Here is an 11,164-nt window from a genome sequence, read left to right as displayed (position 1 = left end):
GACAAGACCGATTCGGACTAAGTTCGAGCCCATGTTCGCCGTATACGCAGCCGAGCCCAACGCCGAGAACCCGCTGGCCGCCCTCGCCGCCGGGGAGCGCCCCGACCCGGTCGCCCCCGACGGCTGGGTGACCGTCCGGGTGAGCGCCGCGAGCCTGAACATGCACGACATCTGGACGCTGCGCGGCGTCGGGATCAAGGCCGACCAGTTCCCCATGATCCTGGGCTGCGACGGCGCCGGCACCCTGGACGACGGCACCGAGGTGGTGGTGCACTCGGTCATCGGCGACCCGGCGTGGAGCGGCGACGAGACCCTGGACCCCCGGCGCACCCTGCTCACCGAGAAGCACCAGGGCACCTTCGCGGAGTCCGTGGTGGTACCGGCGCTCAACGTGGTGGCCAAGCCGGCCGGGCTGTCCCCGGTGCACGCGGCCGGGATGGGCACCGCGTGGCTCACCGCCTACCGGATGCTGTTCACCAAGTCCGGGCTGCGCCCGGGGCAGACCATGCTGGTGCAGGGCGCCTCCGGCGGGGTGTCCACCGCGCTCATCCAACTGGGCCGGGCGGCCGGCCTGCGGGTCTGGGTGACCGGGCGCAGCGACGAGAAGCGCGCGCTGGCCGAAAAGCTGGGCGCGCACTCCACCTTCGCCTCCGGGGAGCGGCTGCCGGAGAAGGTGGACGGCGTCTTCGAGACCGTGGGCGAGGCCACCTGGAGCCACTCCATGCGCGCGCTGCGGCCGGGCGGCGTGATCGTCTGCTCCGGGTCGACCAGTGGCCCGAACCCGGGCGCTGACCTGCAACGACTGTTCTTCCTGCAGCTCCGGGTGGTCGGTTCGACGATGGGCACCCTGGACGAGCTGCGGGACCTGCTGGCCTTCGTGCAGACGGCCGGCATCGTGCCCGAGGTGGGCCTGGAACTGCCCATGGAGCGGGCCGAGGAAGGCTTCCGCGCTATGCTCGAGGGGCAGACCGCCGGGAAGATCGTCTTCACTCGACAGTGAGCTTGCGGTCACGAATAGTTACCTGAATCACACCATTGACCGGGGGCGTGTGCCACTTTAGTGCCATGAGACGTACACTCATTGCTCGTGATTAGTCCAATGGTGCCTTCGCCGCGCTCCCCCGAGCGTGACGCAAGCGTGGTAGACCTGCTCGACCGCGCCGACCGCGCGGTCGACGCGGTGCTCACCCCGGTCACCGAAGGTGAAGGCCTGAGCCGGGAGGGCTGGCGCGTGCTGTTGCTGCTGTCCCGGGGCGGCGGCCGCAGCATGGGCGAGATCGCCGAGCACGCCGCCGTGCCCAACCCGACCGCTACCCGCGTGGTGGACCGGCTGGTGTCCCAGTCACTGGCCTTCCGCCGCAACGACCCCACCGACCGCCGCCGCGTACTGGTTCACCTGTCCGCCGACGGCCGGCACGTGGTGGAGCGGGTCAGCCAGCAGCTCGAGGCCCGCGTGGACGGCGCACTGGGCGCCCTGACCCTGAACGGCACCGCCCTGGGCGCACTGCTCACCCAGCTCACCGGCGCCCGGGTCGAGTAGACCTACCGCCCGGGACGCCGCACCAGCTCAGCGGGAACCACCCGCACCGGGAACGGCCGTTCCGCCAAGAACTCCTCCTCGTCCTTGACCACCGCAACCTGCTGGAAATGGCCGGACTGATCCGCCTCGAACACCGTGAGCACCAGCTCTTGCGGGTCGACCAACCAGTAGCTGGCCACCCCCATCCGCTCGTACGCGGCCTTCTTGGTGTGCAAGTCGTAGAGCGTCGTACTCGGGGAGAGCACCTCGACAGCCAGCAACGGCGCGGTCGGCAAGTTCTTGTCGGTCAGGTCGGCCTCTCGGGCCACCAACAAGTCGGGCTGCAGCTCGGTACTCCGCGATGGCTGGACGGCGAACGGCGCGATCAGCAGCTCCATCTCGTCCGGACATGCCACCTCCAGGCGCATCCCGAGCAACACGATCACCCGCTGGTGCCGCCTGCCCGGCGCGGGGCTCACGATGAGCACTCCGTCCAGAAGCTCGTAGCGGCGGCCGTCATCGGGCATTCCCGCCAGGTCGTCGACCGTGAGCGGGCCGCTGCCGGGGCCGAACAGGTCCGTGGTCACGGATGTCATGGTCCCTCCTTTTCCGCATGGTGACCAGTACACCGGGAGGTACCGACAGAACCGGGCTACTCGGAAGCCACCCGCCGGAGCAGGCGCTCGACAGCCGCCAGCAGCGGCAGGAGGTCGTTGACCAGGGTCGCTCGCACGACGCTGTGGGCCGTGTCGAAGTACCGATGCGCCAGGTGGTTCCGCATCCCCCGCACGTCGGCCCAGGGCACGTCCGGCTCATACTCCAGCAACTCCGGCCCTAACGCGCCAACCGCCTCACCGATCTCGATCAGCCGGACGCGGACCGCATCGAATATCAGCCCATCGTCCAGATCGCCGCGCTTGGTGTGCTCGGAGATCGCGGCGACCGCCGCCAGGACGGACGTCCCCCAGACGTTGACGGTCATTCCGACTCACAACGGAACCGCTTCGGCGAGCACCTCAACCCGAACGCCCGGCTTCAGCATCGCGGCCGGCACGACGTCGACACTTACCTTGAGCAGCTCGGTCAGCTCCCGACGCAAGCCGGCCAGCGAGATCAGGCCGACCCCGTCGTCCAGATCAACCAGCAGGTCGATGTCGCTTTCCTGTCCGTCCTCGGCTCTGGCGACACTGCCGAATACCCGCACGTTGCGCGCGCCCCGGCGCTCAGCCACCGCCAGAACCGCACGCCGGTGACGCCGCAGGCGCCGGCCCAGTGGGGTGTCCGGCAGCCCGAGCTGACGGCGTGGCGCGGGGACGAGGCCAAAGGTCAGTTCGTGCCCGGTGGCCTCGATGAGTTTGGTGAGAGTCCCCAGTCCTGGCTCTCGGCGGTCGGACTCATAAGCGCTGATGACGGACTGCGCGACACCGGCGCGTCGGGCCAGCTCGGTCTGCGAAAGCCGGCCTATTTCTTGGACTTGGCCTTGTCGCCGGCCTCGTCGGTGGACAGCGCGGCGACGAAGGCCTCCTGCGGGACCTCCACCCGGCCGATGGTCTTCATCCGCTTCTTGCCCTCCTTCTGCTTCTCCAGCAGCTTGCGCTTGCGGGTGATGTCACCGCCGTAGCACTTGGCCAGCACGTCCTTGCGGATGGCGCGGATGTTCTCCCGGGCGATGATCCGCGAGCCGATGGCCGCCTGGATCGGCACCTCGAACTGCTGGCGCGGGATCAGCTCGCGCAGCTTGCTGGCCATCGTCGTGCCGTAGGCGTAGGCCGAGTCCTTGTGCCGGATCGCGGAGAACGCGTCCACGGTCTCGCCCTGCAGCAGGATGTCCACCTTGACCAGGTCGGCCACCTGCTCGCCGGCCTCCTCGTAGTCCAGCGAGGCGTATCCCCTGGTCCGCGACTTGAGCGCGTCGAAGAAGTCAAAGATGATCTCGGCCAGGGGCATCGTGTAGCGCAGCTCGACCCGGCTCTCGGACAGGTAGTCCATGCCGCCGAGCTGGCCGCGCCGGGTCTGGCACAGCTCCATGATCGCGCCGATGAACTCCGACGGCGCCAGGATGGTCACCTTGACCACCGGCTCGTACACCTCGGCGATCTTGAGTCCGGTGGGCCAGTCGGACGGGTTGGTCACCACCAGCTCGGTGTCGTCCTCGAGCACCACCCGGTACACCACGTTCGGCGCGGTGGAGATCAGGTCCAGGCCGGCCTCCCGCTCGAGCCGGTCACGGGTGATCTCCAGGTGCAACAGGCCGAGGAACCCGCACCGGAAGCCGAAGCCCAGCGCGGTCGACGTCTCCGGCTCGTAGGTCAGCGCGGCGTCGTTGAGCCGCAGCTTGTCCAGCGCCTCGCGCAGCTCCGGGTAGTCCGACCCGTCGACCGGGTAGAGCCCCGAGTAGACCATCGGGCGCGGTTCGCGGTAGCCGGTGAGCGCCTCGGTCGCGCCGTGCCGCTGCGCGGTGACGGTGTCGCCGACCTTCGACTGGCGGACGTCCTTCACGCCGGTGATCAGGTAACCCACCTCGCCGACCCCGAGGCCCTCGGACGGCTTGGGCTCCGGTGAGACGATGCCCACCTCGAGCAGCTCGTGGGTGGCGCCGGTGGACATCATCTTGATCCGCTGCCTCGGCGTGATCTTGCCGTCCACCACCCGGATGTAGGTGACCACGCCCCGGTAGGTGTCGTAGACCGAATCGAAGATCATCGCCCGGGGCGGCGCGTCCGACTCGCCGACCGGCGGGGGCACCAGCCGCACCACCTCGTCGAGCAGCTCCCGCACGCCCGTCCCGGTCTTCGCGCTGACCCGCATGACGTCGCTCGGCTCACACCCGACGATGTGCGCCAGCTCGGCGGCGTAGCGGTCCGGGTCGGCCGCCGGCAGGTCGATCTTGTTCAGCACCGGGATGATGGTGAGGTCCTTCTCCAGCGCCAGGTAGAGGTTGGCCAGCGTCTGCGCCTCGATCCCCTGCGCGGCGTCCACCAGCAGGATCGCGCCCTCGCAGGCCTCCAGCGCGCGGGACACCTCGTAGGTGAAGTCCACGTGGCCCGGGGTGTCGATCAGGTGCAGGACGTGGTCCTCGCCCCCGACCTGCCAGGGCAGGCGCACGTTCTGGGCCTTGATGGTGATGCCGCGCTCGCGCTCGATGTCCATGCGGTCCAGGTACTGGGCGCGGTAGCTGCGCTCGTCGAGCACGCCGGTGAGCTGCAGCATGCGGTCGGCCAGGGTGGACTTCCCGTGGTCGATGTGCGCGATGATGCAGAAGTTGCGGATCCGCTCCGGCGCGGTGAACGTACGGTCGGCGAACGTGGTCACTCGGGTCCTTCGCTAAGTGGGTTCCCCAATATCGTCGCACGTCCGCGGGAGCGGTCCCCGCGCCGGAGCGGCCCAGGGTCAGCGCACCGGCGCCCCCGACTCGACGGGCAGCCCCGCCTCGGCCCAGTCCTGGATGCCCTCGCGGTACTTGCGGACGTTCGTGTACCCGAGGGCGGCCAGCTTGGCCGCCACCTGCTCGCTGTTCTGGCAGGCCACGTTGGAGCAGTAGGTGACGATCGCGGCGGCCCGGTCCGGCAGCAGCCCGCCGGCCCGCGCGTCGACCTCGTCGGCGACCAGGTTCACCGCGCCGGGCAGGTGGGCCTGCTCGTAGTACGACTCCGGCAGGGCGTCGACAACGGTTACCGTGCCGGCATCGACGGCGGCACGCAGCTCTTCCCGGGTGATCAAGGCGGTCATGAGTGGTTCCTCCCAGTTATGCGGACTATGGTCCGAATATGCCTCTCGAAGTTATCGGACCGCGGTCCGGTTCGTCAACGCCGGTGGAGCTCGGCCGCGTTCCGGCCCGGCCCGAGCGCGCCGACGCGGCCCGCAACCGGCGGCGCATCCTGGACGCGGCCGAGCGGTTGTTCGCCGAACACGGCGTGGACGGGGTGAGCCTGGACGCGGTCGCCGCCGAGGCGGGCGTGGGCAAGGGCACCGTTTTCCGCCGGTTCGGCGACAAGTCCGGACTGGCCGCCGCGCTGCTGGACCAGCGGGAGCGCGAGCTGCAGCGGGCCATGCTGGACGGACCGCCACCGCTCGGCCCCGGCGCCCCGCCGGCCGAGCGCGCCGCCGCTTTCACCCGGGCCTACCTGGACTACGTGCTGGCCGCCCCGGAACTGGTGCGGATGTCCGAAACGGCCAGCCCCGGCGCCCGGTACCGCCTGGGTGCCTTCGGGTTCTGGCACACCCACCTGCGGGTGCTGCTCACCGAGGCGGGTCACCCGCCGGCGCTTGCCTCGGTGCTGGCGCACGCCCTGCTCGCGCCGCTGGCCGCCGAGCACCTGCTGGCCCAGCTGTCCGCCGGGACGTCCCGGGCCGTCCTGTGCGCCGGGCTGGGGCGGCATGCCGAGCTGGTGGTCGGCGGGTGAGCGCGGGAACGGGTGCTGCCCCTGCGGGCCCGGCCCACGCGCTAGTCGCTCGTGCAACATCATGTTCACGCAGAGCTGCTTGCCACCCCGGGAACACCCCGGGGACGATCAGGTCATGACCTTCACCCCGCTGCCCAACCTCAACCGCCGGGACGCCGCGACCGCCGTGCTGGCCGCGAAGCGCCGGCTCGGCCTGACCTGGGCGGCCATCGCCGAACGCCTCGAGCGGTCCACCGAGTGGACCACCTCGGCCCTGCTCGGCCAGCAGCCACTGACCGAGGAGCAGGTCAAGACCGTGCGCGCGCTGCTGGACCTGGACGAGGCCGTCGCCGAGGCCCTGCTGCTGCCCCCGCTGCGGGGCGCCGGGGCGGTGGACACCAGCGAGCCGATCGTCTACCGGCTGCAGGAGGCCATCCAGGTCTACGGCACCGCGATCAGCGAGCTGATCCGGGAGGAGTTCGGCGACGGGATCATGAGCGCGATCGACTTCGAGCTGGCCCTGGAGCGGGTGCCCGACCCCAAGGGGGACCGGGTCAAGCTGACCTTGAATGGAAAGTTCCTGCCGTACCGGGTGTGGTGACCTCGGCCGGTCCGGCGGCCTGGCCGACGGCGGCGAGCACCGCGGGCCTGGTCCTCTGGGTGAAGTCGGGGGCGACCCTGGTGACCAGGCCGAGCTTGCGGTCGGCGTTGCTGGGCCGTCCCCGTCCGCGCTTGTAGGCCAGCACCACGCCGTCCTGCAGGATCTCCCCGCCCCAGACGCCCCACGGCTCGGCGCGCTCCAGCGCGCCGGCCAGGCAGCTGGCCTTGAGCGGGCAGGCGGAGCAGAGCGCCTTGGCGACGTTGAGGTCGGCGGGCCGCTCGGCGAACCAGAGCTCGGGGTCGGCCTGGGAGCATGGGGTGCGGTCGCTCTGGCTGGTCTGGCTGGCGTTACTGGTGTGGCTGGCGAGTGATCCCCTCATGCATTCGATCGTGCTCAGCGCGGCGCCGCCGGGCATCAGGGGGAACACCCAGATTCGCCCCGGGGACCCTGAGGCCCTGGCGCACTGTTACCCTGGTAAACCGATTGCCCTGCGTGACCCTCTCTCCCGCCGGGCGCTTGTGAAACACCCGCGCCCACGCGGCGCGCGGCGGACAACGACGAACAGAAGGACCAGAGGCAGTCGCGTGGCCAACATCAAGTCCCAGATCAAGCGGGTCAAGACCAACGAGAAGCGTCGCCTGCGCAACAAGTCGGTGCGCTCCGCGGTCCGGACGGCGATCCGCCGCTTCCGCGAGGCCGTGGAGGCCGGGGACAACGAGCAGATCGTGGAGCGTCAGCGCTTCGCCAGCCGCGCCTTGGACAAGGCCGCGAGCAAGGGCGTCATCCACCGCAACCAGGCGGCGAACAAGAAGGCCGCCATGGCGCAGCGGGTCAACTCGCTGTAGCGGTAGTTCCTTTTCGCACCGGGTGTAACACCCGTCCACCGGCTGGCGACTAACCAGTCGAAGAGACTTTCCCGCGGTGCCAATCGGCGGCGCTGTCCACTCCCGTGGGGCAGCGCCGCCGAGCTGTTTCCGCTGGTGGCCTTCAGGCGCGTTCGCGAGAGCGGAGCCGGCGCGGCATCCGGGCGTCCTGGAAGCCCACCGCCCGGGCGGCCAGCTCGACGCTCTCCCCCTGCCCGATCAGCTGCTCCGCCCGTTCCATCCGCAGGGTCTGCTGGTAGCGCAAGGGGGTCAGCCCGGTGGCCTCGGTGAACAGCCTGGTGACCGTGCGCTCGCGGTGACGACCTCGGGCCGGTCCGCCACGTAGTGCATGGCGTACGGCCGGCCGAGGGCGGCCAGCTCGGAGAACACCTGCGCCGGGCCGGCGAGGTCCAGCAGGTGCAGGCCCGGGGCGAGCAGGAAGACCACGCGGTGCACGATCCGGTCAGCCTACCGGCGAGGCTGCCCCGGTCACCTGCGCGGTGCTGGCGATGGTGGCGAACCGCCCGGCCAGGACGTACTCGGTGCGCGCCACGATGTCCTCCACCCGCATCGTCGCCGGGTCGGCGAGCACCTCGGCCAGGCTCCGGTCATCCGGGGCGGTCCAGTGCGGCAGCGGGGTGGTTGCGGTCGCATCGGTCACGAAGGTGACCCGGTAGCCCAGGTCGGAGGCGATCCGGGCGGTCGTCTCACAGCACTGCTCGGTGCGGATACCGGAGACGCAGACGTCGGTGACGCCCCGCTCGGTGAGCAGTTTGCCCAGGTTGGTAGTGGTGAAAGCGTTGTGGGCGGTCTTGGTCAGCACCGGCTCCGCCTCCCGTGGGACCAGGCCGTCGAGGGGGCGCACGTACCCTGTGGCCGGGTCGAACACCGTTCCGGTGCCCGGCTCCGCGTGTAGCACCCACACCACCAGATGTCCCTCCGCGCGCGACCAGGTCACCAGGTCGTTCACCCTGGCGACGATGTCCGGATTGGAGAGCGCGGCCCAGCTCTCCCGCCGCCGGAACGACTCCTGCGCATCCACCACGAGCAAGGCTTTGGTCATAGCCACAGCCAACCGCGTTGAGGCGGGTGCGGCCAGGCGTGTTCCGGCCCGATCCCGGAACGATCCGGTCACCGCTGGCGAGCGGTTAGCGGAGGCCGTGGGCGGCGACTATGCGGAGGACGGCGCGTTGGAGGGCGTAGTCGGCGTCGGCGGCCACGCCCTTGACGTCGGCGTTCACCTCGGCGACCGCCGCCATTGCGGTGGCGATGCCGGCGGGGCGCCAGCCCCGGGCCTGGGATTGGGCCTTGCGCACCTTCCAGGGCGGCATGCCGAGCTGGCCGGCCATCCGGAACGGGTCACCCCGGCCGGCGGCCCCGACCTTCGCCACCGTGCGCACCGCATCGGCCAGCGCGTCCGCGACCAGCACGGACGGCACGCCGAGCAGCTGGGCCCAGCGCAACGCCTCCAGCGCGCCGGCCCGGTCGCCGGTGATCGCCTTCTCCGCCACCGCGAACCCGGTCACCTCGGCCCGGCCACGGTGGTAGCGGCGCACGGCCGCCTCGTCCACCGCGCCGTCGGTGTCCGCGACCAGCTGCGCGGCGGCCGAGGCCAGCTCGCGCAGGTCGTTGCCCACCGCATCGATGAACACCCGGACGCCGTCGGCGGTGATCTTCCCGCCGGCCTGGCGGATCTCCGCCCGCACGAAGTCCACCCGCTCGTCGTACTTGGTCAGCCGGGCGCACTGGGTGACCTCCGCGCCGGCCTTGCGCAGCGCGTCGGCCAGCGCCTTGCCCTTGGCCCCGCCGGCGTGCAGGACCACCAGGCTCACGCCGTCGGCGGGGTCGGCCACGTACTCGGTGATCGCCGAGGCGACCTCCTTGCCGGCATCCTGAGCGGCCTCCAGCACGACCACCCTGGCCTCGGCGAACAGCGACGGGCTGACCATCTCGGCCAGCTCGGCCCTGGTCAGCGAGGCGGCGGCCACCCGGCGCAGCTCGGCGGTGGGGTCGGCGGCCCGCGCGGTGGCCAGCGCCGCCTCCACGGCCCGCTGGACCAGCAACTCCTCGTCGCCGACGATCAGCCGCAGCGGGACCGGCCGGATTGCCGCTGGTTCCTTGCTCACCCGCGCACCGCCTTTCTCCCCCGCCATCTTGTCAGGTCCGTCACGCCGCCCGGATGGATCCCTCAGACACGCCCTCAAGGGTGAGTCCGCTCGCAGATCAACCAACGGGCTGGGCGAAACGGGCGACGTTGACGTAACGTGGTCGGCGGTCCGCCGTCGATGGCGGACCGTGACAACCGAATACGGCTCATCCAGAGGGGCAGAGGGAACGGCCCTACGAAGCCCCGGCAACCGGCGTCTGCCGATCTGCGCGTGTGCCGCCGCGCAGCACGTCCGTCCGGGCGAGGTCGTCGACGATCACGGTGCCAATTCCGACCCGCGAACGCGGGACAGATGAGGAGACCTCGCCATGAGTTCTGCTGTGACTTCCGCCGCCCCGACCAAGACCCTGGACCTCGGCCCGGCCCGGGCGCTCTCCTGTCGGGAGTGCGGCCACCAGATCCCGCTCGCCGCCGAGTTCGCCTGTCCGGAGTGTTTCGGGCCGCTCGAGGTGGCCTACGATTTCGCCGGGGTTACCCGCGAGCGGATCGAGGCCGGACCGAAGTCGATCTGGCGCTACGCCTCCCTGCTGCCGGTGCCGACCAACGTCACCGAGCACCCCAACACCGAGCCCGGGCTGACCCGCCTAGTGCGGGCGGAAAAGCTGGGCAAGGCGCTGGGCATCAAGCGGCTGTGGCTGAAGGACGACACCGGCAACCCCACCCACTCGTTCAAGGACCGCGTGGTCGCGGTGGCCCTGGCCGCCGCCCGTGAGCTGGGCTTCACGGTGCTGGCCTGCCCGTCCACCGGCAACCTGGCCAACGCGGTGGCGGCGGCCGCCGCGCGCGCCGGCTGGCGGTCCGTGGTGCTGATCCCGAAGTCGCTGGAGCAGGCCAAGATCCAGATGACGGCGGTGTACGGCGGCACGCTGATCGCCGTGGACGGCAACTACGACGACGTGAACCGGCTGGCCACCGAGCTGGCCGCCGAGGAGGAGGACTGGGCGTTCGTGAACGTGAACGTCCGGCCCTACTACGCGGAGGGCTCCAAGACGCTCGGCTACGAGGTGGCCGAGCAGCTGGGCTGGCGACTGCCCGGACAGGTGGTGATCCCGGTGGCTTCCGGCTCGCAGCTGACCAAGGTGGACAAGGCGTTCGGCGAGCTGGGCAAGCTCGGTCTGGTGGAGCCGACCCCGTACCGGGTGTTCGGCGCCCAGGCCACCGGGTGCTCGCCGGTCGCCACCGCGTTCGCCGAGGGCACCGACGTGGTCCGCCCGGTGCGGCCGGACACCATCGCCCGCTCGCTGGCCATCGGCAACCCGGCCGACGGCCCGTACGTGCTGGACACCGTGCGCCGCACCAACGGCGCGGTGGCCGACGTGTCGGACGCCGAGGTGGTGGACGCGATCCAGCTGCTCGCCCGTACCGAGGGCATCTTCGCCGAGACCGCCGGTGGCGTCACCGTGGCGTGCGCCCGCAAGCTGGTCGAGTCCGGCCAGCTGGACCCGGACGCTGACACCGTGCTGCTGATCACCGGCGACGGGTTGAAGACCCTCGACGCGGTGGCCGGCCACGTCGGCCCGACGGCGACCGTGTCCACCTCCACCGCCGAGGTCCGCCGCGCGCTGAGCGGCTGACGCAGAGCGCGGAGCCGGCCCGGTCAACCGCGGCGAGGCGGCGGTGGCAGGGGCCGGC

The 11,164-nt window shown here is 71.0% G+C and carries 16 protein-coding genes, 1 pseudogene and 1 riboswitch; of the genes and pseudogenes, 6 read left to right on the top strand and 11 right to left on the bottom strand.

Annotated features, from left to right (window positions below; all coding sequences use genetic code 11):
- Positions 1–31: 31 nt before the first annotated feature.
- Both ABEB12_RS10545 and ABEB12_RS10540 read left to right on the top strand, forming a co-directional pair.
- Positions 32–1,000 carry a zinc-binding dehydrogenase gene (locus ABEB12_RS10545; RefSeq protein ID WP_185066459.1) on the top strand — a complete coding sequence of 323 codons (969 nt, stop codon included), beginning with the start codon at positions 32–34 and terminating at the stop codon, positions 998–1,000.
- Between the two features lie 87 nt (positions 1,001–1,087).
- Positions 1,088–1,540, top strand: a complete 453-nt coding sequence (locus ABEB12_RS10540; RefSeq protein ID WP_185066460.1) for a MarR family transcriptional regulator — start codon at positions 1,088–1,090, stop codon at positions 1,538–1,540.
- A gap of 2 nt (positions 1,541–1,542) precedes the next feature.
- Here the strand turns inward: ABEB12_RS10540 and ABEB12_RS10535 are convergent, their stop codons facing one another.
- The 6 genes and pseudogenes from ABEB12_RS10535 to ABEB12_RS10510 all read right to left on the bottom strand — a co-directional run bounded on the left by ABEB12_RS10535 (position 1,543) and on the right by ABEB12_RS10510 (position 5,248).
- Positions 1,543–2,115, bottom strand: coding sequence for a Uma2 family endonuclease (locus ABEB12_RS10535; RefSeq protein WP_185066461.1), 573 nt, complete (start codon positions 2,113–2,115; stop codon positions 1,543–1,545).
- A gap of 56 nt (positions 2,116–2,171) precedes the next feature.
- Complete coding sequence (locus ABEB12_RS10530) at positions 2,172–2,501, bottom strand: HepT-like ribonuclease domain-containing protein (RefSeq protein WP_221499065.1); 330 nt, start codon at positions 2,499–2,501, stop codon at positions 2,172–2,174.
- A 6-nt stretch (positions 2,502–2,507) separates the two neighbouring features.
- Positions 2,508–2,750 carry a nucleotidyltransferase family protein gene (locus tag ABEB12_RS10525; RefSeq protein ID WP_345702718.1) on the bottom strand — a complete coding sequence of 81 codons (243 nt, stop codon included), beginning with the start codon at positions 2,748–2,750 and terminating at the stop codon, positions 2,508–2,510.
- 117 nt (positions 2,751–2,867) lie between these two features.
- A pseudogene (locus ABEB12_RS10520) lies at positions 2,868–2,984 on the bottom strand (helix-turn-helix domain-containing protein); the annotation flags it as partial.
- The gene (lepA, locus tag ABEB12_RS10515; protein ID WP_185066462.1) at positions 2,981–4,831 is read right to left on the bottom strand and encodes a translation elongation factor 4; all 1,851 of its coding nucleotides are present in this window, start codon (positions 4,829–4,831) and stop codon (positions 2,981–2,983) included. The pseudogene ABEB12_RS10520 and the gene lepA, both read right to left, overlap by 4 nt.
- A gap of 78 nt (positions 4,832–4,909) precedes the next feature.
- Positions 4,910–5,248, bottom strand: coding sequence for a rhodanese-like domain-containing protein (locus ABEB12_RS10510; RefSeq protein ID WP_185066463.1), 339 nt, complete (start codon positions 5,246–5,248; stop codon positions 4,910–4,912).
- 38 nt (positions 5,249–5,286) lie between these two features.
- On the opposite strand from ABEB12_RS10510, the gene ABEB12_RS10505 reads away from it, so the two are divergent.
- Positions 5,287–5,922 (top strand): TetR family transcriptional regulator, encoded by a 636-nt coding sequence (locus ABEB12_RS10505; RefSeq protein ID WP_185066464.1) that lies wholly within the window; start codon positions 5,287–5,289, stop codon positions 5,920–5,922.
- Between the two features lie 115 nt (positions 5,923–6,037).
- Positions 6,038–6,502 (top strand): cyanase, encoded by a 465-nt coding sequence (gene cynS / locus ABEB12_RS10500; protein ID WP_185066465.1) that lies wholly within the window; start codon positions 6,038–6,040, stop codon positions 6,500–6,502.
- On the opposite strand, the gene ABEB12_RS10495 is transcribed toward cynS, so the two are convergent.
- Positions 6,456–6,881 (bottom strand): WhiB family transcriptional regulator, encoded by a 426-nt coding sequence (locus tag ABEB12_RS10495; RefSeq protein WP_185066466.1) that lies wholly within the window; start codon positions 6,879–6,881, stop codon positions 6,456–6,458. The two genes, cynS and ABEB12_RS10495, sit on opposite strands and share 47 nt — an antisense overlap.
- A gap of 205 nt (positions 6,882–7,086) precedes the next feature.
- On the opposite strand from ABEB12_RS10495, the gene rpsT reads away from it, so the two are divergent.
- Positions 7,087–7,347 carry a 30S ribosomal protein S20 gene (rpsT, locus tag ABEB12_RS10490; protein WP_185066467.1) on the top strand — a complete coding sequence of 87 codons (261 nt, stop codon included), beginning with the start codon at positions 7,087–7,089 and terminating at the stop codon, positions 7,345–7,347.
- 142 nt (positions 7,348–7,489) lie between these two features.
- Here rpsT and ABEB12_RS10485 read toward each other — a convergent pair whose 3' ends face one another.
- The 4 genes from ABEB12_RS10485 to holA all read right to left on the bottom strand — a co-directional run bounded on the left by ABEB12_RS10485 (position 7,490) and on the right by holA (position 9,491).
- Entirely contained in the window at positions 7,490–7,630 is a 141-nt protein-coding gene (locus ABEB12_RS10485) for a hypothetical protein (RefSeq protein WP_345702717.1), read from the bottom strand.
- 5 nt (positions 7,631–7,635) lie between these two features.
- Positions 7,636–7,821 carry a type 1 glutamine amidotransferase family protein gene (locus ABEB12_RS10480; RefSeq protein WP_185066468.1) on the bottom strand — a complete coding sequence of 62 codons (186 nt, stop codon included), beginning with the start codon at positions 7,819–7,821 and terminating at the stop codon, positions 7,636–7,638.
- Between the two features lie 7 nt (positions 7,822–7,828).
- Positions 7,829–8,428 (bottom strand): isochorismatase family protein, encoded by a 600-nt coding sequence (locus tag ABEB12_RS10475; protein WP_185066469.1) that lies wholly within the window; start codon positions 8,426–8,428, stop codon positions 7,829–7,831.
- Between the two features lie 85 nt (positions 8,429–8,513).
- Positions 8,514–9,491: a DNA polymerase III subunit delta gene (gene holA, locus ABEB12_RS10470; protein ID WP_345702716.1), complete on the bottom strand. Its 978-nt coding sequence runs from the start codon at positions 9,489–9,491 to the stop codon at positions 8,514–8,516.
- A 184-nt stretch (positions 9,492–9,675) separates the two neighbouring features.
- Positions 9,676–9,831: riboswitch (SAM riboswitch) on the top strand.
- A gap of 9 nt (positions 9,832–9,840) precedes the next feature.
- On the opposite strand from holA, the gene thrC reads away from it, so the two are divergent.
- On the top strand, positions 9,841–11,106 hold the full coding sequence (thrC, locus tag ABEB12_RS10465) for a threonine synthase (protein ID WP_185066471.1): 1,266 nt from the start codon (positions 9,841–9,843) through the stop codon (positions 11,104–11,106).
- The last annotated feature ends 58 nt before the right edge of the window (positions 11,107–11,164 follow it).

This window comes from Actinospineispora eucalypti (genome assembly GCF_039543365.1).
Taxonomy (GTDB): domain Bacteria; phylum Actinomycetota; class Actinomycetes; order Mycobacteriales; family Pseudonocardiaceae; genus Pseudonocardia; species Pseudonocardia eucalypti.
This window is presented reverse-complemented; position numbering and strand designations above follow the sequence as displayed.